Genomic DNA, 23767 nt, shown 5'->3' with positions numbered 1-23767 from the left:
ATCATGTGATATTTCTTACCAACTTAACGCACCACCAGTTTGGTAATCTGTTACGCGAGTTTCGAAGAAGTTCTTCTCTTTACGTAGATCCATCATTTCAGACATCCACTGGAATGGATTGTTCACACCAGTAAACTGTTCAGGCAAGCCTAACTGGCTCAAGCGACGGTTACAGATAAATTTCAGGTATTCTTCCATCATACCGGCATTCATGCCCAATACACCGCGTGGCATCGTGTCACGTGCATATTCGATTTCAAGCATGGTGCCTTCAAGGATCATCTGAATCACTTCTTGCTGGAATTCAGCAGTCCACAGATGTGGGTTCTCGATCTTGATCTGGTTGATCATATCAATACCGAAGTTCAGGTGCATAGATTCGTCACGCAGGATGTACTGGAATTGCTCAGCAACACCATTCATCTTGTTACGACGACCCATAGACAGAATTTGGGTGAAACCGCAGTAGAAGAAGATACCTTCAAGGACACAGTAGAACGCGATCAGGTTGCGAAGCAGGATCTGGTCATTTTCTGGCGTACCGGTTTTGAAAGTAGGATCACTTAGAGACTGGGTATATTTCAGGCCCCAAGCTGCTTTACGTGCTACTGATGGAACTTCACGGTACATGTTGAAGACTTCGCCTTCGTCCATACCTAAAGATTCGATACAGTACTGGTAAGCATGCGTATGGATCGCTTCTTCAAATGACTGGCGCAGAATGTACTGACGGCATTCAGGGTTGGTGATGTGACGGTAAATCGCCAATACCAGGTTGTTTGCAACCAGTGAATCCGCAGTAGAGAAGAAGCCCAGTGAACGCATCACGATAGTACGTTCATCTTCGGTCAAGCCATTTTCAGACTTCCACAACGCGATGTCGTGGTTCATGTTGATTTCTTGAGGCATCCAGTGGTTGGCACAACCATCCAGATATTTCTGCCAAGCCCACTCGTATTTGAATGGTACTAACTGGTTCAAGTCAGCACGGCAGTTGATCATACGTTTATCATCAACCTGTACACGCTGTGCGCCCATCTCAAGTTCTTCAAGACCAGGCGCAACGTCTAGCTGGTCTAGGGAAGCAGATGCTCTTGCCAGTGAATCGGTTGAATTTGATCCTGCGCTTCGAGGGGCTGCAGCGGGTTGTGCAGCTGCCACATTCGACGATGTGTTGCTTGCATCAGATACCATCTGCGGATTAGCCGTTTTTTTCGGCTCGACGGGCGTAGGCTGCTGTTCAGGTGCAGCCGGTTTTTGCGAATCATCTTCGAAATCGTCCCAACTTAGGATAGACATATCAATTCTCTCTAGTTGCTTTATATCTTTTATTAGACATCCAGCAGTGCTGAGATGTCTTACTATACGCTCAATTTGTGTAAACAAAATTAAGTTTTGTCGATGAATGCTCTGAATTTGTTCAGAGATAAATCCCCACTACTTATTTTGTTTACGCTGTTGCTGGCGAACTTTAAACCAGAAATAAGCAATCGGTGCGTAAAAGGTAACGGCAAAGGAAAGGATCAGTGCCACAAGTCCTAACATGTAATTGTGAGTCATATGGGGCATGGGTTTTCCTTTAATTTTTCTAATTTATTTTAAATCCTCCCCAAACCCCTCCTTCTTGCGCTTTATTTTCAAAGCAGTGCTTGAAAATTAGCTCAGGAGGGACTTCCATCAGCCTATTTGGATTTTTGGAAGTCCCCCTTGGTAAAAGGGGGATTTAGGGGGATTCTTTGAAACTCGTCAGATTACTGACAAGCTTCACAATCAGGATTGTCAATTGAACATGCTTGTGGCACTGGCGCTGCCTGAGTGAAACCTTCTTCCTCTACAGGCGCTTCAGGTTTTTTCTCTTCAACCACTGGCGCTGCAACTACAGGAGCGGCAACGGTTGCAGGTTTAACTGCATTCAATGCACCAGTATTAATGGTTGATTTCTCAGCAGAAGTCGCACCCAATGCACGTAGGTAATAAGTCGTTTTCAGACCACGTAACCAAGCCATCTTGTAAGTGATGTCCAGTTTTTTACCGTTTGCACCCGCGATGTACAGGTTCAGAGATTGCGCTTGGTCGATCCATTTTTGACGGCGAGAAGCAGCATCTACAATCCAGCGTGGCTCAACTTCAAACGCAGTCGCAAAGATCGCTTTCAATTCTTCAGGAATACGAGAAATCTTTTGTACTGAACCTTCAAAGTGTTTCAGGTCATTCACCATCACCGCATCCCAAAGACCACGTTCTTTCAACGCACGTACCAGGTAAGGGTTGATCACTGTGAATTCACCAGACAGGTTAGACTTCACATACAGGTTCTGGAATGTAGGCTCAATTGACTGAGATACACCACAAATGTTCGAAATGGTTGCAGTCGGAGCAATCGCCATCACATTCGAGTTGCGCATACCGTCTTTTTGAACTTTGGCACGTAAAGTGTCCCAGTCCAGACGTTGTGTACGGTCAACTTCAAACATACGCTCTGGACGAGTTTTCGCAACCAGGTCAAGTGAGTCGATTGGTAAAATACCTTGATCCCACAGTGAACCTTTGAATGTTTCATAAGTACCACGTTCAACAGCAAGGTCACTTGAAGTTGAAATTGCGTAGTAAGAAATCACTTCCATTGATTCATCAGCAAACTCAACCGCAGCGTCAGAACCGTAAGCCATACCCATTTCGTAAAGCGCATCCTGGAAGCCCATGATACCCATACCGACAGGGCGGTGTTTCAGGTTCGAGTTACGTGCTTGTGGAACCGCGTAATAGTTGATGTCGATGACGTTATCGAGCATACGAACCGCAGTTTTTACTGTACGAGCCAGTTTTTCACGATCTAGCTTGCCGCCTTGAACGTGTTGTACCAGGTTGATCGAACCTAAATTACATACTGCGATTTCTTCTTTGCTGGTGTTCAGGGTAATTTCTGTACACAGGTTAGAAGAGTGAACCACACCCACGTGTTGTTGTGGTGAACGTAGGTTACATACGTCTTTGAATGTGATCCAAGGGTGACCTGTTTCGAACAGCATAGACAGCATTTTGCGCCACAAATCTTTTGCACGGATTTTCTTGTGCAACATGTTTGTTTCTTTGGCAATACTTTCGTAGTAAGCATAACGCTCAGCGAATTCTGCACCAGTCAGATCATGAAGATCAGGCGTTTCAGAAGGCGTGAACAGTGTCCATTCTGCATCTTCGAATACACGTTGCATGAACAAGTCAGGAACCCAGTTGGCAGTGTTCATGTCGTGAGTACGACGACGGTCATCACCAGTGTTCTTACGAAGCTCAAGGAATTCTTCGATATCCAGGTGCCAGGTTTCCAGGTATGCACATACTGCACCTTTACGTTTACCACCTTGGTTTACGGCAACAGCAGTATCGTTGGCAACTTTAAGGAATGGCACCACACCTTGAGACTTACCATTTGTACCTTTAATGTAAGAGTTCAGGGCACGAACTGGAGTCCAGTCATTACCTAAACCGCCTGCCCATTTAGACAGCATTGCGTTATCACGCATTGCGCCATAGATGTCAAACAGGTCATCATCAATCGTAGTCAAGTAGCAGCTAGACAACTGTGGACGTAACGTACCTGAGTTGAACAGGGTAGGTGTAGACGCCATGTAGTCGAAGCTAGACAATAAGTTATAGAATTCGATTGCACGGTCTTCACGGTTATCTTCGTTCAGGGCAAGACCCATAGACACACGCATGAAGAACAATTGTGGCAATTCGAAACGCACGCCATCTGAGTGGATGAAGTAACGATCAAATAGGGTTTGCAGACCTAGGTAAGTGAACTGGTTTGAACGTTCTGGTTGAATCGCTGCAGCCAGTTTAGCCAGGTCAAAGTTTAACAATTCAGGTGAAAGAAGCTCTAACTCAATCCCTTTTTTCAGGAAAGTTTCAAGCGCATCACCTTCATTGGTATCAGTGGATAGACCCAAGAACTCTAAACCGGTCGCCACCAGGTCATCACGCAACAGACGTGCAGTCACATAAGTATAGTTAGGTTCTTGCTCAATACGGGTACGAGTCGCCATCATCATTGTGGTAGAGATGTCAGACTCTTTTACGCCGTTATAAAGGTTTTTTACGGTCTCATCGACAATCGCCTGTACGTCGATCCCTTCAAGGCCTTCAGCAGCGCGAATCACAGTCGCAGTCAATTCGCTCAAGTCAAGCGGCTTTAACTTGCCTTCTGCATCAGTCACTTGCAGTGTAGGGTGATGGTTGGCACCTAACTGTTTGCGTGCTTCAGAACGTTGTTCACGGTAGATGACATAGGCACGTGCAACTTTCTGTTCGCCAGTACGCATCAGCGCAAGTTCAACCTGATCCTGAATTTCTTCGATATGGATCGTGCCACCCGATGGTAAACGGCGTTTGAATGTATTCAGAACCATTTCCGTTAATTGTTCGATACGGTCGTGTATACGGCTCGAATCTGCACTTTGCTGGCCTTCTACTGCCAAAAATGCTTTTCCAATTGCAACAGAAATTTTTTCTGCATCAAAAGCGGCAACATCACCGGTGCGTTTAATCACCTGAAGTTGACCCGGAGTGGACGTGATTACGCTCATGTTAGCATAGCTCCATTGTCATCTATTTTTATGTTTATGGACCGTTTGAACTGGGCAAAAATCGTGCCACAGTGTTCGAGGAATAAACACAAGACCTAGTGGTTATAAAATCAATTGAACACAAGATACGGGAAAATTTAGGGTAGATCAATATTGACATTTTGCTAAATATTTTTCTCAATTTTTATTGATTCTTGCATAAGCCTTATCCGGCAAGGCATAGCATATCAAAGCTGGCAAAAAGTGCTTATAGATAACATTGTGGATAACTAAAAAGGCCTGAATCAACTAGTCATATTTTGTCCAGATTAAGCTTTGATCGATGCAAATAAGCCGACAAACGGTAGTTAAATGCACATTCGAGTGAAATGTGCACAATAAAATATTACAAAATGCTACTTTGATGTATTGGTTTGGTGAACGCTATCTTGTTTACAATGTAAACGTGTGTATATTGCAAGCATATTAAAAACGTATCTATTGGATTTCAAAAGGATACGTCCGTAGCATACGTCCATCAAATAAAGGGGCAACACATGAGCCAAGAAGAAAAGTTACCTAAAATTCTAATTGTTGAAGATGATGAGCGTCTTGCTCGTTTAACACAAGAATACCTCATCCGTAATGGTCTTGAGGTTGGGGTAGAGCCGGATGGCAACCGTGCTATTCGTCGTATTATTGCTGAGCAACCAGACATGGTGGTTCTAGATGTCATGTTGCCAGGTGCTGATGGTTTGACTATCTGTCGTGAAGTTCGTCCACATTATCATCAACCGATTTTAATGCTGACTGCACGTACTGAAGATATGGATCAGGTCTTAGGTCTGGAAATGGGTGCAGACGACTATGTCGCTAAACCGGTTCAGCCGCGTGTTCTGCTGGCTCGTATTCGTGCTTTATTACGCCGTACCGACAAAGTGCCTGAGGATGAAGTGGCTCAGCGCATCGAATTTGATGACCTGGTCATCGACAATGGTGGTCGTTCAGTAACCTTAAATGGTGAGCTGGTTGACTTTACCAGTGCAGAATATGACCTGTTGTGGCTGCTGGCTTCAAATGCGGGTCGCATCTTGTCACGTGAAGATATCTTTGAGCGTTTACGCGGCATCGAATATGACGGCCAAGACCGTTCAATTGATGTGCGTATCTCACGCATTCGTCCAAAGATTGGTGACGATCCTGAAAATCCAAAACGTATTAAAACAGTACGTAGTAAAGGTTATCTATTCGTCAAAGAAACTAACGGTATCTAATCGGTGCCTTTAGCCGCCTGAATAAACAGGATAATTAATAGGTGTTTAAACACAGTATATTTTTGCGGATATACGCAGGCCTGGTCATGCTTGTGGTCCTGGTGGCAGTATTCAGCTATCTGCTGGTACAGATCATCAACTACCAGCGTGCGCAGGAGTATCGTGAATCCCTGACTGATGGTATGGCGTATATCATCAGTGAGGGGGTTGCGAGACAGCCTAATCTGCAGCAAAAGATGGATTGGGTTTCAGATGCGTCTGATCTGCTGGAATTACCGATCTACTATGTCGAAGCTAGTAAAGTGGATATTACCCGGGCGGAAGGTCGACGTCTGGCTAACCGTAAGGCAGTCGTGCGTTGGGATGCCAAAACCGGGGTAGCTTATATTGTCATCGGGCTACGTGATGATCCAAGTCATTATCTTTATATTAAGGCGGATAATATTACTGAACGTCAGATGAAGGCTTTACCGGTCTTTATTCTGGATTATCTGGTGTACTACCCAGGTCAGGAAAAAGAATACCTGAAGCGAATTCAGGACTATTTTTCTTATCCAATCTCGATCGAAAATGTCCAGAGCCTGCCACTAGATTCCGAGCAGATTGGACGTTTGCGTCTAGATCACAGCATTATTCTATATCGTGATAGTGCCTCAATTCGCGGTACTACAATTTCGATCATTTCTCCTATTCCTAGCTCGACGTCTGAAGTGCTGGTAATGGGGCCAGTGCCATTATTTAACTGGATGCCATTCCAGTTAGCTGCCGGGATTACCTTGCTCAGTCTGTTTGTCTTGAGTCTGGGGATTTATGGTCTGCTGGTGCCAATGCAGCGTAAACTGCGTGAAGTGAGCTATGCCCTGAACAAGATGAAAACTGGCAATATGTCATTACGTCTTCCGGTAGAGGGTAGTGATGAGATGGCGACGCTGGCTTCCAGCTATAACAATATGTCGGATCATATTCAGCGTCTGATTGAAGCGCAGCGTGAATTGATGCGTGCCGTATCGCATGAGCTGCGTACACCTGTTGCTCGTATTCGTTTTGCTGTGGAAATGATGGCAGATGAAGACGACTATGATTATCGCTTGCAGCAGGTTGAGCAGATTGATAAAGATATTGAAGCCTTAAATACCTTGATTGATGAAATCATGACCTATGCCAAACTGGAACAGGGCATGCCTTCAATTGAATTTGAAGATATTGATCTGTTTGAAGTGTTGGATCAGGTGGCAGTCGAAACAGATGCTTTAAAAACTGGCAAAGAAGTCGAAGTACTGCCGATGCCAGTACCTGTGACCGTAGAAGCTGAACGACGTTACCTGCATCGTGTGGTACAAAATCTGGTGGGGAATGCAGTACGCTACTGTGAGCAAAAAATCCTGATCAGCGGCGGACTAGACGCTAAGGGCATGGCGTATATCTGTGTAGAAGATGATGGTCCGGGGATTCCGGAAGCTGACCGTGCTCGTATCTTTGAAGCTTTTGCCCGACTGGATGATAGTCGTACCCGTGCTTCAGGGGGGTATGGTTTGGGCTTGTCTATTGTCAGCCGGATTGCCTACTGGTTTGGTGGAGAGATTCAGGTCGATCAAAGTCCGACACTGGGTGGTGCACGCTTTATCATGCTTTGGCCAGCCAGCCGTTACGGTAAAAAAATCAAGCAAAAACCGATCGAAAAACTGGAAAAAGCTGAAGTGTCAGATCAATCAGAATAAGAGTTTAGGTGAGAAAAAACGATACATAGGTATCGTTTTTTTATGGCTATTTAAAGGGGATTATTCATGGATGGTAGCATCCGGTTCAATCAGTGGCTTGCCTTCTTTCAGGCTGTTTAAGGCATCAGAATTGAAGTTGATCAGTAGCTTGTTATTTTTAACATCTACCTGATAGCTTTGGATTAGCTTTTGGTCACCAGATAAGGTTTCAAGCTTGTACTCATCGGCAATATTCATAATACCGTCTAGGTTAATGCTGGAAGAGGCATAGTCTGTCTGGAAAATTTTATGAATATCCCCTAAGTCAAAGATTGCATTGCTGGCATCCTGATGTTTTTGGATATAGCTTTCTACATGTCGCATCAATAATTGAGCAAAGAAAAAATAATCAGGTTTATGGGTAAATCGTAGAGACATGCATGGACTCCTTATTGTTACTTTATAAATGTCATAGTGTGTTTAAAAATAGAAATATCATAATCTGAATCAAACTGTTGGACGTGTTGCAAAAATACACAATTGTTCTTTTAAGGCTTACCGAGAGCGGGTAGAAAAGGGGGCTTCTAATTGAATGACAACATTCATGTTAAACATCTTTTAAAACACACTTATTTTTCCGGAGCATGATGCAAAGGTGAAATGTCTTTAATTGATTCTTTATAAGTTTCGTTTCATTGGGTGGGTAACCAGCCACTGTAAAAGGAGTGAGGCTTAATTAAGCAGAGCTTTAAAAGCCTATCTGGTTTTAGAAAAAAATAATGGAAATTTAAACTTTAATTTAAAAAAACGATCGGTTGAGATTCTCTGAGCTTAAAGCCAGAATAAAATTAGGAATGTCTAAAAAATCATCCAAAAGACTAAGGCTTATAAACTAGCAAGTGAAATCCAAAATCAGGTACAATTGGCGGGATTAATTTTGTGTTTGGTGTATTTGAAGGCCAATACATACATTCTTTGTTAATAAATCGGCCTGCCAGGAGTTATCCCCGCATGAGTGCCATTACTCCATACGAATGGGCAATTATTGCCTTCGTGATCGGCGTTACATTTTTATGCGTCTTTATGCTCACTGTCCCATTACTCCTCGGGGGTAAATCATGGGGCCGTGCCAAGCAGGAGCAGTTTGAGTCAGGCGTAGTCAGCGCAGGTGGAGCTCGTATCCGCTTGTCTGCGAAATTCTATTTAGTTGCAATTTTCTTTGTAGTCTTCGACCTCGAAGCACTTTACCTGTATGCATGGGCATCTTCTGTTCGTGAAGTAGGTTGGATTGGTTTTGCAACTGCAGCTATCTTTATTTTGGTTTTACTTGTTGGTTTGGTTTACGAATTATCGACAGGTGCACTGAACTGGGCACCTTCAGACAGACGTAAAGCAGCAGGATACAAAGCTAAAATTGGTTCGCCAAATATGGATCTTGCAGAAATTACGCGCTTCAACTCTGTTGAAGAATTGGTTATGGATCCAACTGGTCAAATCCCAGCTCAATCATCTGGTCTTGTGAAAAAATCACAAGTTCAACCCTCTGATAAGGAGTAACTCGGGATGAAATATACATTAACCCGTGCGAATCCGAATGCTGATGAATATCCACTTCAAGAGCGTATCGTTGTAGAAGATCCGCTTCTAGAAGAAGAAGTGAATAAAAATGTGTTCATGACTCGCCTAGAGGATGTAATGCACACAGCAGTGAACTGGGGTCGTAAGAACTCAGTTTGGCCATTTAACTTTGGTACATCTTGCTGCTACGTTGAATATGCAACGACTTTGACCGGTGTGCATGACTTGTCACGTTTTGGTGCCGAAGTTATCCGTGCTTCACCGCGTCAAGCAGACTTGATGATCGTAGCAGGTACATGCTTCGTAAAAATGGCTCCGGTAATTCAACGTCTGTATGAACAGATGCTTGAACCGAAATGGGTTATTTCAATGGGTGCGTGTGCGAACTCAGGTGGTATGTACGATATTTATTCAGTCGTACAAGGTGTGGACAAGATTATTCCGGTAGATGTATACGTTCCGGGTTGCCCACCACGTCCTGAAGCATTGATCCAGGCATTAATGCTGTTACAAGACCAAATTCAATTAGAGCGTCGTCCGCTGTCTGCGGTAATCGGTGATGATCTTAAGCCAGTGTATAAGCCAAAGATGATGCCGGAACGTGACCGTAAGAAAGACCAGCGTGTGGCTGTGAAGAATTTACGCTCTATGGATGAAATTAAATAATTTAAACGACCGTTTTTTTGTTGTGCACCCGCTATGGGTGTAGTTGTCGTTTAGGTTGACTGAATTTGTATTAAATAGGAAGCCAAGCCAATGGCTGAAACTGACATTGCTATGCCAGAATCAACAGCAGTTGATTCACGCCCAGCATTTGCCATCATTGAAGAGCTCAAAACCAAGTTTGGTGAGAACTTCTTTGTGCAAACGACTTTCGAGGATTTCCCGACAGTTTGGGTTGAGCGCGCACGTGTACAAGAAGTACTGATGTTCTTGCGTACCGTGCCACGTCCATACGTGATGCTATTCGACTTGTCTGCAGTAGATGAGCGTTTACGTACGCACCGTGACGGTTTGCCTGCGTCAGAATTCACAGTGTTCTATCATTTATTATCTTTAGAGCGTAACTGTGACATTCGTATTAAAGTTGCATTAAGCGACAGCGATCTGAATATTCCGACCGCAACGAATATCTGGCCAAATGCGAACTGGTATGAGCGTGAAGCTTATGACATGTTCGGCATCAATTTCGAAGGGCATCCAATGCTCCGTCGTATCTTGTTGCCAACCTACTGGGAAGGTCACCCGCTACGTAAAGAATATTCTGCACGTGCAACGGAATATACACCGTATATGCAGAACCAAGCCAAACAAGACTTCGAGCAAGAACACCTTCGCTTTGTGCCTGAAGATTGGGGCTTAAAGCGTGGTAATAAAGACGAAGACTTCATGTTCCTGAACTTGGGTCCTAACCACCCATCTGCGCACGGTGCGTTCCGTGTAATTTTGCAGTTGGATGGTGAAGAAGTGAAAGACTGTGTGCCAGATATTGGCTATCACCACCGTGGTGTGGAAAAGATGGCTGAACGTCAAACTTGGCATTCATTCATTCCTTATACTGACCGTGTGGACTACTTAGGTGGTTGTGCTCAAAACATGCCGTATGTGATGGGTGTGGAACAACTGGCAGGTATTACTGTGCCAGACCGCGCACAATGTATTCGTGTCATGATGTCGGAATTGTTCCGTATCAATAACCACTTATTGTTCATTGGTACTGCAATTCAGGATGCGGGCGGTATGACCCCTGTATTCTATATGTTCGCAGACCGTCAAAAAATCTACGATGCGATTGAAGCCATTACGGGTTACCGTATGCACCCAGCATGGTTCCGTATCGGTGGTACCGCACACGACTTACCAAACAACTGGCAACACCTGATTCGTGAAATCTTGGAGTGGATGCCAAAACGTATGAACGAATACTACACTGCGGCATTACGCAACTCGGTATTCATGGGTCGTACGCAAGGCGTAGCGCAGTATGATGCGAAATCTGCCTTGGCTTGGGGTGTGACAGGTACTGGTTTACGTGCAACAGGTATCGACTTTGACGTGCGTAAATACCGTCCATACAGTGGTTATGAAAACTATGACTTCGAAGTGCCAATTGAGTACGAAGGCGATGCATATGCTCGTGTGATTGTTCACTTCCGTGAAATCGAACAGTCACTGAAAATCATTAAGCAGTGTCTAGAGAATATGCCTTCTGGTGCGTACAAAGCGGACCATCCGCTGGCTGTTCCACCACCAAAAGACAAAACATTACAAGATATTGAAACCTTGATTACGCACTTCTTGAGCGTTTCTTGGGGTCCTGTAATGCCTGCAGGTGAATCATCTGTGATGGCAGAGGTGGTAAAAGGGGCGTCGACTTATTATCTGACTTCAGACAAGTCAACCATGAGTTACCGTACCCGTATTCGTACACCAACTTTCACGCATTTACAGCAAATGCCTTCTGTGATTAACGGCAGTCTTGTATCTGACTTAATCATTTATTTAGCGACAATCGACGTCGTAATGGCTGACGTGGATCGCTAAGGGGTAAACGCATTATGATGATTTTGACTGATAAAAAGCCACGTGTGAATGTTGAAGGGATTTTAACTTCGGAAGAAATCCATGAAATTGAACATCACATTGGGCATTACCCATACCCACGTGCAGCGTGTCTTGATGCGCTGAAGTGTGTACAACGCCGTAATGGCTGGGTAGACGATGCTCAAATGAATGCCATCGCGCAAATGCTCAGCATGAGCCTTGCCGATTTGGAAGGGGTTGCAACGTTCTATAACCGTATTTACCGTCAGCCAGTGGGTCGTCACGTAATTTTACTGTGTGACTCTATTGCGTGTTTCTTGATGGGTGCGGAGACTTTAGCAGAAGCATTCCAGCGTGAATTGGGTATCCAGTTCGGCCAAACCACAGCGGATGGCCGTTTTACCTTGCTTCCAATTTGCTGCCTAGGTAACTGTGACAAAGGTCCAACCCTCATGATTGATGAAGACACTCACGGTCTCGTGGAAGTGACATCAATTAAACAGTTATTGGAGAAGTATGTATGAATACCGAACCAAAACCAATTTATGGCGACGGTAACCCGGAAACGCATCCACTGACTTGGCGTCTGAGCAAACAAGCAAATGTCCGTCACGTTGATGACTACGAAGCGCTTGAAGGCTATGCAGGCTTTAAAAAAGCCCTGTCTATGACACCGAAAGAAGTGCTGGAAGTTGTAAAAGCAGCAACCGTAAAAGGTCGTGGTGGTGCAGGCTTTCCGGCAGGGATCAAATGGTCGCTGATGGCGCCAAATGACAATTCAGGTCCACGTTACCTGATTTGTAATGCCGATGAGATGGAACCAGGTACCTTCAAAGACCGTCTGTTGATGGAAGATCTTCCTCACCAGCTGATCGAAGGTATGCTGATTGCAGCTTATACCCTTGAAGCAACTCAAGGTTATATCTTCATCCGTGGTGAATACATCGAAGCGGCGAAATACCTGAACGAAGCGCTTGAACAGGTTCGTGCCAAAGGTTATCTGGGTGACAACATCCTGGATTCTGGCTGGAGCTTCGAGTTACACGTGCATACCGGTGCGGGTCGTTATATCTGTGGTGAAGAAACTGCATTGATTAACTCGCTTGAAGGTCGCCGTGCAAACCCGCGTACCAAACCGCCATTCCCGCAGGTTGCAGGTGCTTGGGGTCGTCCTACAATTGTGAACAACGTAGAGACCTACAACAACTTGCCAGCCATCATGTTGCGTGGTCCAGAATGGTACATCGGTCTGTCTGCAGGCAAATCGAAAGACCCTGGCACAAAAATTTATGGTGCTTCAGGTAAGGTGAAATTCCCGGGTCTATGGGAACTGCCATTCGGTACCACTGCACGTGAAGTGATTGAAGAACATGCTGGTGGTATGCGTGACGGCTTGAAGCTGAAAGCATGGTTACCCGGTGGTGCATCAACTGACTTCCTGGCTGCTGAGCATATCGATCTTCCGATGGATGCGGAAAGCATCATGAAAGCAGGTTCACGTCTGGGTACGTGTTTGCTCATGGTGGTTGATGAAACTCAATGTATGGTTTCAGCAACACGTAACCTAGAAGAATTCTTTGCGCGTGAATCTTGTGGTTTCTGTACACCTTGCCGTGATGGTTTGCCTTGGGCGGTGAAAGCGCTGAAAGCACTTGAAGATGGTACAGGTAAGAAAGAAGATATCGATCACTTACAAGAGCTTACCCGTAAGCTTTGGATTGGTAAAACTTTCTGTGCTCACGCACCAGGTGCGATGGAACCGTTAATGGGCGCACTCAAACATTTCCGTGGCGAGTTTGAAGCGAAAGTGGTGAATGCCGCAGCTCAAACTAGCAACGTAGAACAAGCTTAAGGAATTCGACTATGGCTACAATTCATGTCGATGGAAAATCGTATGAAGTCAACGGCTCAGAGAACTTGCTACAAGCATGTTTGAGTCTGGGCATCGACATCCCATACTTTTGTTGGCATCCATCCTTAGGTTCTGTCGGCTCTTGCCGTCAATGTGCTGTGACTCAATACGCGAATCCAGAAGATACGCGTGGCCGTTTGGTCATGTCATGTATGACGCCTGCGTCTGACAATACCTACATCTCGATTGAAGACAAAGAAGCGAAAGATTTCCGTGCTTCGATTGTTGAATTCTTGATGACCAATCACCCGCACGACTGTCCAGTCTGTGAAGAAGGTGGTCACTGTCACCTGCAAGATATGACAGTAATGACTCAACACGACCGTCGTCGTTACCGTTTCACCAAACGTACGCACTACAACCAAGAACTTGGTTCGTTCATTGCGCACGAGATGAACCGTTGTATCGCATGTTACCGTTGTGTTCGTTATTACAAAGACTATGCGGGCGGTACAGATTTCGGCGTATATGCGAACGCTTCTCGGGTTTATTTCGGTCGTCCGGAATCAGGTACTTTGGAATCTGAATTCTCAGGTAACCTGACCGAAGTGTGTCCAACGGGTGTATTCACCGATAAGACTCACTCAGAACGCTATAATCGTAAATGGGACATGCAGTACGCACCAAGCGTATGTCATGGCTGTTCTTCAGGTTGTAACATCTCTCCAGGTGAGCGTTATGGCGAGCTTCGTCGCGTTGAAAACCGTTTCAACGGTGAAGTTAACCAATACTTCCTGTGCGATAAAGGCCGTTTCGGTACCGGTTATGTAAACCGTAAAGACCGTCCGCGTCAGCCACAGTTCCGTACTGGTACAAATGTAGAAACAGTTTCTGTTGATACTGCACTGGATACCGTAATTGCGAAAATCCAAGGCAAAAAAGTTCTGGGGATCGGCTCTCCACGTGCATCACTTGAAGCTAACTTCGCACTACGTGAATTAGTTGGTCAAGATAACTACTCAACCGGTATGGCTCAAAAAGAGCAAAATCTGGTTGAACTGGCTGCATCGATTATGCAAACCGAGGGTGTTTATAACCCGAACATGCGTGAAATCGAAAGCTATGATGCGGTACTGATTCTGGGTGAAGACCTGACTCAAACTGCGCCACGTATGGCTTTATCTGTTCGCCAAGCTGCGAAAAATAAAGGCAAGGAAATGGCTGCAGAGCGCCGTACCCAAGAATGGCTGGCTGAACCTGTACAACGTATTGCCCAAGATGCGAAATCTCCGATTTACATTCTGGCTGCAACACAAACACGTTTGTCTGACGTTGCGGAAGGTGAAGTGGTTGCTTCTCCAAACGATATCGCACGTTTAGGCTTCGCGATTGCTGCGGGCGTGAAAGGTGAAGTCATCACTGGTCTTGATGACGATGCGAAAGCATTTGCACAAACCATAGCAGATACGCTAAAAGCTGCCAAGAAACCACTGATCATCTCTGGCACAAGTCTGCAAGACGCAATCATCATGGAAGCTGCTGCACAAGTAGCACAAAACCTAGGTAATGCGGGCTTGACCTTGACTGTTCCTGAAGTGAACTCAATGGGGCTGGCAATCTTCGGTGGTCAAAGCCTTGAACAAGCATTTGCACAAGACTATGACACTGTCGTAATTGTAGAAAACGATCTATACCGTCGTTTACCAGTAGCTCAGGTTGATGCTGCGCTTGCAGGCAAACAGGTGATCGTATTGGATCACTCTGAAACTGCGACTGTGAAGAAAGCCAACATCGTATTGTCTGCTGCTTCATTTGCTGAAGGTGATGGTACTGTCGTTTCTCAAGAAGGCCGTGCACAACGTTTCTACCAAGTGTATGACCCTAACTACTACAACCCGGAACTGGCAATCAAAGAATCTTGGCGCTGGTTACACGCACTGGAAACAGGCGTACAAGGCAAAGCGATTTCTTGGACTGTGCTGGATGATGTGATCGAGTCAGTAGCAAGCAACGTTCCTGCACTTGAAGGTATTCTGGATGTAGCACCAGATGCAGGCTTCCGTGTCCATGGTCTGAAAGTGGCACGTGAACCACGTCGTTATTCAGGTCGTACTTCGATGCGTGCGCCATTGTCTGTACATGAGCCGAAACAGCCTACTGATAAAGACAGTGCATTAACATTCTCTATGGAAGGTTATGTCGGTGATGAGACTCCATCTTCACTGGTACCATTTGCTTGGGCTGCAGGCTGGAACTCACCACAAGCCTGGAACAAATACCAGGATGAAGTGGGCGGTCACTTAAAAGGCGGTGATTCAGGCGTTCGTTTATTCGACCGTTTACCAAAACGTCCAGCGCGTAGCTTCGTTGCACCGGCACCTGTGCTTGTAAATGCTGAAAGCTTCCGTCTGGTGCCAATGCATCACATCTTTGCATCTGGCGAGTTCACCATTAAAACTCCGGCAATGGAATCACGTATTCCTGACGCAGTATTTGCAGTGGGCGAACAGGATGCTACACGCTTGAACCTGCAAGACGGTCAGAAGATCACTGTGAAAGCAGGCGAGATTTCAATCGTTCTTCCTGTACAAGTGATTGAATACTTACCAACAGGTTATATTGGCTACCCAATTGGTCTTGCACCAACGGTATCTCTTGCAGAGCCTGTTTCAGTCGCGGTAGGAGCGTAATTCATGGAACAAGAATTAATCCGTCAAACGCCGCTGTGGGCTGAAAACTGGCCAATCGCCTATTCAGTACTTCAAGCGATCGTGATCTTACTGGTTGTAGTACTGATCGCTGCGTTGATGTCTTTTATTGAACGTCGTTTACTCGGCTTGTGGCAAGACCGTTACGGTCCGAACCGTGTCGGTCCGGGCGGTATGTTTCAGATTGTTGCCGACATGCTGAAAATCATGTTCAAGGAAGACTGGACACCAAAATTTGCTGATAAATTGACTTTCCGTATGGCTCCAGCAGTTGCGATGGCAACTGCGGTGCTGTCGTTCATGGTTATTCCTGTATCACCTTACTTAGGTGTTGCAGACATGAGTATCGGTCTGTTGTTCTTCATGGCAATGGCAGGTATTGCAGTCTATGCGGTACTGTTTGGTGGTTGGTCTTCTAACAACAAATACGCATTGCTTGGTGGTCTACGTTCAGCAGCGCAAACCATTTCTTATGAAGTGTTCCTGGGTATTTCACTGATGGGTGTAGTGGCAATTGCCGGTTCATTCAACATGCGTGAAATCGTAGAAGCACAGAAAGATGTATGGTTTATCATTCCTCAGTTCTTAGGCTTCCTGATCTTCGTGGTTGCAGGTGTTGCGGTAACTCACCGTCACCCATTTGACCAACCAGAAGCAGAACAGGAACTGGCGGAAGGTTACCACGTAGAATATGGCGGTATGAAATGGGGTATGTTCTTCGTTGCGGAATACGTGAACGTAGTACTGATCTCTGCATTGATCGTAACCCTGTTCTTCGGTGGCTGGTTAGCACCATTTGGTCTTGATTTCCTTCCACCAGCATTCTGGTTCATCATTAAAACAGCATTCTTCGTAATGATGTTTGTATTGGCGCGTGGTTCTTTAATGCGTCCACGTTATGACCAAGTGATGAACTTTGGTTGGAAAATTTGCTTGCCATTGGCGTTGGTTAACCTTTTGGTGACTGGTGCTGTGATTCTGTTGAATCAGGCCTAAGACAGCAGGGAGAACAAAATGTTTAAATTTCTAGCTGGATTCGGGTCAATCGTTCGTACGTTGTTTATGGTATTTACCCATACAACGCGCAAACGTGACACCATTTTATATCCGGAAGTGCCAGCCGAAGAAATCGTGCCACCACGTTTCCGTGGTCGTATCGTATTAACGCGTGACCCAGATGGCGAAGAGCGTTGTGTGGCATGTAACCTGTGTGCGGTTGCATGTCCGGTAGGCTGTATTTCACTCCAAAAAGCAGAACGTGAAGATGGTCGTTGGTATCCGGAATTTTTCCGTATCAACTTCTCTCGTTGTATTTTCTGCGGTATGTGTGAAGAAGCATGTCCTACGACTGCGATTCAAATGACACCAGATTTCGAATTAGGCGAATATGTTCGTCAAGACCTAGTCTACGAAAAAGAACACTTGCTGATTTCTGGTCCTGGTAAATATCCTGACTATAACTTCTACCGTGTAACCGGTATGGCAGTTGCTGGTAAGGACAAAGGTCAGGCACAGCGTGAAAGTGCACCTGTTGATGTACGGAGTCTATTACCATGATGTGGCCATTTTATTTAATGGCCCTTGTGGCCATCGTCTCTACGGTTCGTGTGGTGACTAACACGAATCCGGTACATGCTTTATTAAGCCTGATCGTTTCACTCCTTGCTGTAGCAGGACTGTTCCTGATCGTGGGTGCACCGTTTGCGGGTGCACTTGAAGTCATCGTTTATGCTGGCGCGATCATGGTGTTATTCGTGTTCGTGGTAATGATGCTGAACCTGGGCGAACAGACTGTTGCTCAGGAACGCAAATGGTTGACTTCATCAGCTTGGGCTTATCCGGCATTGATGAGCTTCCTGATTGGTCTGATCCTGGTTTGGGTACTTAAATCAGACTACGTACAGCCTTCAATGGTAATGGGCACTGAAATGGTCGGTCCTAAAGCGGTAGGTCAATCACTCTTTACGCAATACTTATTGTTGGTAGAAGTTGCCGCGATGTTATTGCTTGCATCACTTGTTGCAGCATTCCATTTGGGTAAACGTGAACCAGGTGCAGAAGAGGAACAACAATAATGGGCAACATCCCTTTAGAGCATGGTTTGATCGTTGCATCCATTCTTTTTGCACTGGGTTTTTACGGTGTAATGGTGCGACGCAACCTGCTATTCATTTTAATGAGCCTTGAAATCATGATGAATGCTGCTGCTTTGGCATTCGTCCTGGCGGGCAGTGCATGGGCACAGCCTGATGGTCAAATCATGTTTATCCTGATTCTGACCCTTGCTGCGGCAGAGGCGTGTATCGGTCTTGCGATCGTCCTTCAGTTCTATCATCGCTTCCATCATCTGGATGTGGATGCTGCTAGTGAGATGCGCGGATGAGTTATTTATATCTAACAATTTTATTCCCGCTCATTGGCTTCGTCCTTTTAGCGGCAGGGCGTCATAATCTTCCTGAAACAGTTGCAGCCATTATTGGTGTAGGGGCTGTGGGGTTATCGGCATTGTTCGCACTCATTGCGGGTATGGACTTTGTCAACAATGGTTCTACCGCAGTGGTGCAACCTCTTTGGACCTGGTTCAATGTCGGTGGTTTTGCACCAGGCATCAGTCTGCACCTGGACGGTTTGTCTCTGTTGATGCTGGGCATGGTGACAGGCGTTGGTTTCCTGATCCATATCTTCGCATCATGGTACATGCGCGGTGAACAAGACTTCGCACGTTTCTTCTCTTACTTCAACCTGTTCGTTGCAAGCATGTTATTGCTGGTACTGGGTGACAACCTGGCGTTGTTATTCTTGGGTTGGGAAGGTGTAGGTCTGTGTTCTTACCTGCTGATTGGTTATTACTACCAAAACCCTGCAAACGGTGTGGCAGCGATCAAGGCATTTACCGTTACCCGTATTGGTGACGTATTCTTGCTGATTGCCATGTTCTTGCTGTTCCAGCAATTCGGTACATTGAATACTCAGTACATCGTAGAAAATGCTGCGACTGTGATGACGCAAAGCTCATCATTGACCATCTGGACTGCACTAATGTTGTTCCTGGGGGCTGCTGGTAAATCTGCGCAGATCCCGTTACAAACATGGTTGGCAGATGCGATGGCAGGTCCGACTCCTGTTTCTGCATTGATCCACGCTGCAACAATGGTAACAGCAGGTGTTTACCTGTGCTGCCGTCTGTTCACAGTATTTGAGCTTGCGCCTGAAGTGATGATGTTCATCTCAATTACTGGTGCGGTGACATTGCTGGTGGCTGGTTTTGCTGCATTGGTACAAACAGACATCAAACGTATTCTGGCTTACTCAACGATGAGTCAGTTGGGCTACATGTTTATGGCTGTAGGTGCTGAAGCATACCAGGCGGGTCTGTTCCACATGCTGACTCACGCATTCTTCAAGGCATTATTATTCTTGTCTTCTGGTGCAGTGATTCTGGCTTACCACCACGAACAAAACATCTTCAAGATGGGCGGTCTGTTCTACAAGAACAAGTTCCTGTTTGCATGTTTCGCCATTGGTGGCGGTGCATTGGCTGCAATTCCATTCATCACTGTGGGCTTCTTCTCAAAAGATGCAATCCTGGGTGCGGTATGGGTACAAGGCCAATCAATCGCAGTTTACAGCACACTTTACTGGGTGGGTGTAATCGGTGCGTTCCTGACTTCAATCTATACATTCCGTCTAATCTGGGTTGTATTCTTCGGTAAAGAAAACACACCTTACCACGCAATCAAGGGTGTAACTTACTGGGGTCCATTGGCAATTCTTGCAGTACTTTCAACTTTCGTGGGTGCGGCATTAAAAGCGCCTGTGGAAAGCATTTTGAATGCGGCTAAACTTCCTGCATTTGAAATTCCGGAAGCACTTGAACATGGCATGCATACTGCAGAGTACACAGCAGTAGGTATTGCACTGGTAGGTCTTGCAATTGGCGTAGTGCTGTTTGCTTTTGCTTACAACGCTGTGAAATCTTTTGCGAAAACTTCTCTGGGTGCGGGTCTTGCCAACATCTGCCGTAATGCACTTGGTTTCGACAAGCTGTATGACATCGTTTTTGTGAAGCCTTATTTGTTCTTCGCGAAACTGTTCGGCCGTGATCCGATTGATGGCTTCTGGCTAGTGCTGCCTGCACTGGTTAAAGGTGGCCATAGCTTTACCAGTTCACGTCAAACAGGTTCACTGCGTGAATATGCATCTAGTATGGGGCTCGGTGTCGTTGTCCTACTGATGATCTTGCTCGTGATTCAGGTAGTGGGGAAATAAAATGGAAGCTCCAAACAATATTATTTTGCCGGCTCTGATCCTCATTCCGTTCATTGCAGGTTTTATTTGCTGGTTGGTCGATAAACTCGACCAACACCTTCCGCGTTATATCGCGCTGATTGGTATGTTAGTGACGCTGGTCTTGACCATCGTCCTTTGGCAGTCGGGTACTTATAACTATGAACTTGGCGGTGCGGCTCCTACGTGGGCAGCCGAGTTCAAATTGCCTTGGATTCAAACCCTGGGCATTAACATTCACCTTGCGGTGGATGGTTTGTCTTTACTGATGGTTGGCTTGACTGCACTCCTTGGTGTGCTGGCAGTAGGCTGTTCATGGGGTGAGATTCAGAAAAACGTGGGTTTCTTCCACCTGAACCTTTTATGGTCTCTGGGTGGTGTAATCGGTGTATTCCTGGCAATTGACCTGTTCCTGTTCTTCTTCTTCTGGGAGATGATGCTGGTGCCGATCTACTTCCTGATCGCACTTTGGGGTCATAAAGGGGCAGAAGGCAAGTCCCGTGTATACGCTGCAACCAAGTTCTTCATCTACACACAGGTGGCTGGTTTAGTCATGCTGATTGGTATCCTCGGTCTGGTGACTGTAGGCTACACCATGACTGGTCAAATCCGTTTCGACTATAACTACCTGATGGGTGTAGCGAACATGCTGGATACACAAGCGCCAGCAGTTGCTTATGCATTCATGATCTGCCTATTCATCGGTTTTGCAGTAAAACTTCCAGTTTTCCCATTACACGGCTGGTTACCAGATGCGCATGCGCAAGCACCGACAGCGGGTTCTGTTGACCTTGCAGGTATCTTGATTAAGACAGCTGCTTACGGTCTGATCCGTTTCGTGATTCCATTCTTCCCGGCGGCTTCTGCACAGTTTGCAGACATCGCGATCATTTTCGGTTTAATCGGTATCTTCTACGGTGCTTGGTGTGCTTTCCAGCAAACCGATATGAAACGTTTATTGGCGTATACGTCTATTTCACACATGGGCTTCGTTTTACTTGCAATTTATGCAGGTAACATCCTGACCTTCCAAGGTCTGATGATCATGATGCTGGCTCACGGTCTGTCATCTGCGGCGCTGTTCATTATGTGTGGTCAGGTGTACGAACGTGTTCATACACGTGATATGCGTTTGATGGGTGGTATTCGTGGTCAGTTCCCATACCTTGCATTCTTCCTGATGTTCTTCATCGCGGCGCTTGTCGGTATTCCAGGTCTAGGTAACTTCATTGGTGAGTTCCTGATCCTGATGGGTTCATTCGGTAAATTCCCTGCATTCACAATCCTCGCTGCAATCAGCTTGATATTTGCGGGTCTGTACGGTTTGATTCTGATCCACAAAGCGTTGTTTGGTGTTCCAAACGAAGAGCAAAAACAGCACTACACAAATCCGTTAAAAGATTTAAATGCACGTGAAGTGGTAATTTTGCTGATCTGTGCATTTGGTCTAGCATGGCTTGGTCTATACCCACAAAGCTTCCTTGACGTTTCTAACTCAAGCATGGCGTGGTTAGCGAATAGCTACATTCCTGTGTCTGAAGCAGCTGATGCTGTGCAGCAAGCTGCCGTTTCAGCTGAAAATGTGGAGATCCAATAAGCCATGAACTTCACAATGTCTTTTTCTGAGCTTATGCCTCTAGCACCTGTGATGATCGTGTCATTGACTGCGATCGTCGTGATGTTGCTTACTGCAATTAAGCGTAACCATAACTTAGTTGCGACTACGACAGTCATTGGTTTAAACCTGGCGGCGTTGTACATTCTGTTCGTTCTGTTAGCGGGTCAATTTGCACCTGCTAATGTAATGAACCTGTTCCTCGTAGATCCGTTTACGATGCTGTACCAGTTTGTGATTATTGTGGCTGCACTGGCGTGTAGTACTTTGTCACATGCTTATATTGAAACCTATAAAGATAACCGTGAAGAACTGTATATCCTGATGCTGACCTCCGTTGCCGGTGCGATGCTGATGGTGGCAAGTTCTCACTATGCATCTTTCTTCATTAGCCTTGAGCTCATGTCGATCCCTGTATACGGCTTATTGGCGTATACACATCAACGTTCTCACTCACTTGAGGCAGGTGTGAAATATCTGGTGCTTTCAGCAACTGCATCTGCAATGTTGTTGATGGGTATGGCATATGTTTACGCATATACAGGTTCTCTAAGCTTTGTCGCTGAACCAGGCAAACTGTTGACTGCATTTAGTCAACCTGCTGTGGTAATCGGTCTGGCACTGATTGTATTCGCTGTTGGCTTTAAACTGTCACTGGCTCCATTCCACAAATGGACACCAGACGTATATGCAGGTGCTCCAGCGCCAGTTGCAACTTTCCTTGCAACTGTGTCTAAAGTGGCAATGCTGGGTCTGTTTGTACGTTATGTATTGTCTTCTGGCTTAATCCTGTCAGATAGTTTCGTCACTATCATCAGCGTTATTGCAGTACTTTCCATCATTGTAGGTAACTTGCTTGCAGTGAAACAGGTGAACCTGAAACGTATCTTGGCATACTCTTCAATTGCTCACTTCGGTTATGTACTGGTTGCAATCGTATCTGCACGTAATACTGACTTTTTACAGGTTCAAGGTTTCGCGACTTTTGAAAGTGTAAACGTCTATATTATCACTTATGTATTGACTACGATTGGTGCTTTCGGTGTGGTAACGCTGATGTCTAGTCCGTATAACAATACAGATGAAGCAGGTAGCTTGGCTGAGTACCGCGGTCTGTTCTGGCGCCGTCCAGTATTGACTGCTGTATTAACTGTGATGATGCTATCTCTAGCAGGTATTCCATTAACAGCGGGCTTCATCGGTAAGTTCCTGGTAGTGAAAACTGCGGTAGCTGGCGAGTCTTGGTTCCTTGCCGCGATGGTTATCCTGGGTTCAGGTATCGGTCTGTACTACTACCTGCGTGTGATGGTTGTCATGTATATGACTCCACCAGAAACACCACGTCTTGACGCTGTAAATCACTGGGGTCAAAAAGTCGGCGGTATCATGGTATTGCTCGTTGCATTACTAGTACTGGTGATCGGTGTTTATCCGGATCCAATCATTGCACTGTCTCGCTATGCATTCTTCGCAATGTCGCCTGAATTACAACAGTTTATTTTCACTTTGGTTCAAAGTGGTTTTAACTAATTCAGCGCAAGTTTGAAGTTATTACAAAAAAGCCTCCACGATCGGGGGCTTTTTTAGTTAAACAAATCCGGAAAAGTCTTTATAATAGCGGAAATTTATTTTTAACCTTCTAGGTGT

19 protein-coding genes are annotated in these 23767 nt (G+C 45.6%); 15 read left to right on the top strand and 4 right to left on the bottom strand.

What is annotated here, in order from left to right; translation table 11 throughout:
* Positions 1–15: 15 nt before the first annotated feature.
* From B3Q46_RS02760 to B3Q46_RS02750, 3 genes are all read right to left on the bottom strand, one after another.
* Positions 16–1299: a ribonucleotide-diphosphate reductase subunit beta gene (locus B3Q46_RS02760; RefSeq protein ID WP_004785102.1), complete on the bottom strand. Its 1284-nt coding sequence runs from the start codon at positions 1297–1299 to the stop codon at positions 16–18.
* A 138-nt stretch (positions 1300–1437) separates the two neighbouring features.
* The gene (locus B3Q46_RS02755; RefSeq protein ID WP_005237071.1) at positions 1438–1569 is read right to left on the bottom strand and encodes a hypothetical protein; all 132 of its coding nucleotides are present in this window, start codon (positions 1567–1569) and stop codon (positions 1438–1440) included.
* 182 nt (positions 1570–1751) lie between these two features.
* Positions 1752–4586 carry a ribonucleoside-diphosphate reductase subunit alpha gene (locus B3Q46_RS02750; RefSeq protein ID WP_004785099.1) on the bottom strand — a complete coding sequence of 945 codons (2835 nt, stop codon included), beginning with the start codon at positions 4584–4586 and terminating at the stop codon, positions 1752–1754.
* Between the two features lie 536 nt (positions 4587–5122).
* Here B3Q46_RS02750 and bfmR point away from each other — a divergent pair.
* Positions 5123–5839 (top strand): response regulator transcription factor BfmR, encoded by a 717-nt coding sequence (gene bfmR, locus B3Q46_RS02745; protein ID WP_004785097.1) that lies wholly within the window; start codon positions 5123–5125, stop codon positions 5837–5839.
* Between the two features lie 41 nt (positions 5840–5880).
* Positions 5881–7557, top strand: a complete 1677-nt coding sequence (bfmS, locus tag B3Q46_RS02740) for a sensor histidine kinase BfmS (RefSeq protein WP_286713293.1) — start codon at positions 5881–5883, stop codon at positions 7555–7557.
* A 60-nt stretch (positions 7558–7617) separates the two neighbouring features.
* On the opposite strand, the gene B3Q46_RS02735 is transcribed toward bfmS, so the two are convergent.
* Positions 7618–7974, bottom strand: coding sequence for a hypothetical protein (locus tag B3Q46_RS02735; RefSeq protein WP_286713291.1), 357 nt, complete (start codon positions 7972–7974; stop codon positions 7618–7620).
* A gap of 573 nt (positions 7975–8547) precedes the next feature.
* On the opposite strand from B3Q46_RS02735, the gene ndhC reads away from it, so the two are divergent.
* The 13 genes from ndhC (at position 8548) to nuoN (ending at position 23650) form a co-directional block, all read left to right on the top strand.
* Complete coding sequence (gene ndhC / locus B3Q46_RS02730; protein WP_004785092.1) at positions 8548–9093, top strand: NADH-quinone oxidoreductase subunit A; 546 nt, start codon at positions 8548–8550, stop codon at positions 9091–9093.
* Positions 9094–9099: 6 nt separating this feature from the next.
* A complete protein-coding gene (locus B3Q46_RS02725; protein ID WP_004785090.1) occupies positions 9100–9780 on the top strand; it encodes a NuoB/complex I 20 kDa subunit family protein in 681 nt (226 codons plus the stop codon).
* A 90-nt stretch (positions 9781–9870) separates the two neighbouring features.
* The gene (gene nuoC, locus B3Q46_RS02720) at positions 9871–11658 is read left to right on the top strand and encodes an NADH-quinone oxidoreductase subunit C/D (RefSeq protein ID WP_286713288.1); all 1788 of its coding nucleotides are present in this window, start codon (positions 9871–9873) and stop codon (positions 11656–11658) included.
* Between the two features lie 14 nt (positions 11659–11672).
* Positions 11673–12182 carry an NADH-quinone oxidoreductase subunit NuoE gene (nuoE, locus tag B3Q46_RS02715; RefSeq protein ID WP_004785086.1) on the top strand — a complete coding sequence of 170 codons (510 nt, stop codon included), beginning with the start codon at positions 11673–11675 and terminating at the stop codon, positions 12180–12182.
* The gene (gene nuoF, locus B3Q46_RS02710) at positions 12179–13510 is read left to right on the top strand and encodes an NADH-quinone oxidoreductase subunit NuoF (protein WP_005237063.1); all 1332 of its coding nucleotides are present in this window, start codon (positions 12179–12181) and stop codon (positions 13508–13510) included. The genes nuoE and nuoF overlap by 4 nt, the downstream gene beginning before the upstream one ends.
* Before the next feature lie 11 nt (positions 13511–13521).
* Positions 13522–16200, top strand: a complete 2679-nt coding sequence (gene nuoG / locus B3Q46_RS02705) for an NADH-quinone oxidoreductase subunit NuoG (RefSeq protein ID WP_286713285.1) — start codon at positions 13522–13524, stop codon at positions 16198–16200.
* 3 nt (positions 16201–16203) lie between these two features.
* Complete coding sequence (nuoH, locus tag B3Q46_RS02700; protein WP_004785081.1) at positions 16204–17214, top strand: NADH-quinone oxidoreductase subunit NuoH; 1011 nt, start codon at positions 16204–16206, stop codon at positions 17212–17214.
* Positions 17215–17280: 66 nt separating this feature from the next.
* Positions 17281–17775, top strand: coding sequence for an NADH-quinone oxidoreductase subunit NuoI (gene nuoI, locus B3Q46_RS02695; RefSeq protein WP_422652816.1), 495 nt, complete (start codon positions 17281–17283; stop codon positions 17773–17775).
* Positions 17775–18293 (top strand): NADH-quinone oxidoreductase subunit J, encoded by a 519-nt coding sequence (gene nuoJ, locus B3Q46_RS02690; protein WP_171056685.1) that lies wholly within the window; start codon positions 17775–17777, stop codon positions 18291–18293. The genes nuoI and nuoJ overlap by 1 nt, the downstream gene beginning before the upstream one ends.
* The gene (gene nuoK / locus B3Q46_RS02685; protein ID WP_004280769.1) at positions 18293–18601 is read left to right on the top strand and encodes an NADH-quinone oxidoreductase subunit NuoK; all 309 of its coding nucleotides are present in this window, start codon (positions 18293–18295) and stop codon (positions 18599–18601) included. Before nuoJ ends, nuoK begins: the two co-directional genes overlap by 1 nt.
* On the top strand, positions 18598–20487 hold the full coding sequence (gene nuoL, locus B3Q46_RS02680) for an NADH-quinone oxidoreductase subunit L (RefSeq protein ID WP_286713272.1): 1890 nt from the start codon (positions 18598–18600) through the stop codon (positions 20485–20487). Before nuoK ends, nuoL begins: the two co-directional genes overlap by 4 nt.
* Position 20488: 1 nt before the next feature.
* A complete protein-coding gene (gene nuoM, locus B3Q46_RS02675; protein WP_286713270.1) occupies positions 20489–22102 on the top strand; it encodes an NADH-quinone oxidoreductase subunit M in 1614 nt (537 codons plus the stop codon).
* 3 nt (positions 22103–22105) lie between these two features.
* Positions 22106–23650, top strand: a complete 1545-nt coding sequence (gene nuoN / locus B3Q46_RS02670) for an NADH-quinone oxidoreductase subunit NuoN (protein WP_104425825.1) — start codon at positions 22106–22108, stop codon at positions 23648–23650.
* Positions 23651–23767 lie beyond the last annotated feature (117 nt).

It is taken from the genome of Acinetobacter sp. UBA2581, assembly GCF_002339435.1.
Classification (GTDB): domain Bacteria; phylum Pseudomonadota; class Gammaproteobacteria; order Pseudomonadales; family Moraxellaceae; genus Acinetobacter; species Acinetobacter variabilis.
This window is presented reverse-complemented; position numbering and strand designations above follow the sequence as displayed.

Bases quoted from the DNA above. Each gene is read 5' to 3' on its own strand.
- B3Q46_RS02735 (WP_286713291.1), bottom strand. From the start codon at position 7,974: ATGTCTCTACGATTTACCCATAAACCTGATTATTTTTTCTTTGCTCAA.
- B3Q46_RS02750 (WP_004785099.1), bottom strand. From the start codon at position 4,586: ATGAGCGTAATCACGTCCACTCCGGGTCAACTTCAGGTGATTAAACGC.
- bfmR (WP_004785097.1), top strand. From the start codon at position 5,123: ATGAGCCAAGAAGAAAAGTTACCTAAAATTCTAATTGTTGAAGATGAT.
- B3Q46_RS02760 (WP_004785102.1), bottom strand. From the start codon at position 1,299: ATGTCTATCCTAAGTTGGGACGATTTCGAAGATGATTCGCAAAAACCG.
- nuoJ (WP_171056685.1), top strand. From the start codon at position 17,775: ATGTGGCCATTTTATTTAATGGCCCTTGTGGCCATCGTCTCTACGGTT.
- nuoN (WP_104425825.1), top strand. From the start codon at position 22,106: ATGAACTTCACAATGTCTTTTTCTGAGCTTATGCCTCTAGCACCTGTG.
- nuoF (WP_005237063.1), top strand. From the start codon at position 12,179: ATGAATACCGAACCAAAACCAATTTATGGCGACGGTAACCCGGAAACG.
- nuoM (WP_286713270.1), top strand. From the start codon at position 20,489: ATGGAAGCTCCAAACAATATTATTTTGCCGGCTCTGATCCTCATTCCG.
- nuoL (WP_286713272.1), top strand. From the start codon at position 18,598: ATGAGTTATTTATATCTAACAATTTTATTCCCGCTCATTGGCTTCGTC.
- B3Q46_RS02725 (WP_004785090.1), top strand. From the start codon at position 9,100: ATGAAATATACATTAACCCGTGCGAATCCGAATGCTGATGAATATCCA.
- nuoI (WP_422652816.1), top strand. From the start codon at position 17,281: ATGGTATTTACCCATACAACGCGCAAACGTGACACCATTTTATATCCG.
- ndhC (WP_004785092.1), top strand. From the start codon at position 8,548: ATGAGTGCCATTACTCCATACGAATGGGCAATTATTGCCTTCGTGATC.
- B3Q46_RS02755 (WP_005237071.1), bottom strand. From the start codon at position 1,569: ATGCCCCATATGACTCACAATTACATGTTAGGACTTGTGGCACTGATC.
- nuoC (WP_286713288.1), top strand. From the start codon at position 9,871: ATGGCTGAAACTGACATTGCTATGCCAGAATCAACAGCAGTTGATTCA.
- nuoE (WP_004785086.1), top strand. From the start codon at position 11,673: ATGATGATTTTGACTGATAAAAAGCCACGTGTGAATGTTGAAGGGATT.
- nuoG (WP_286713285.1), top strand. From the start codon at position 13,522: ATGGCTACAATTCATGTCGATGGAAAATCGTATGAAGTCAACGGCTCA.
- nuoK (WP_004280769.1), top strand. From the start codon at position 18,293: ATGGGCAACATCCCTTTAGAGCATGGTTTGATCGTTGCATCCATTCTT.
- nuoH (WP_004785081.1), top strand. From the start codon at position 16,204: ATGGAACAAGAATTAATCCGTCAAACGCCGCTGTGGGCTGAAAACTGG.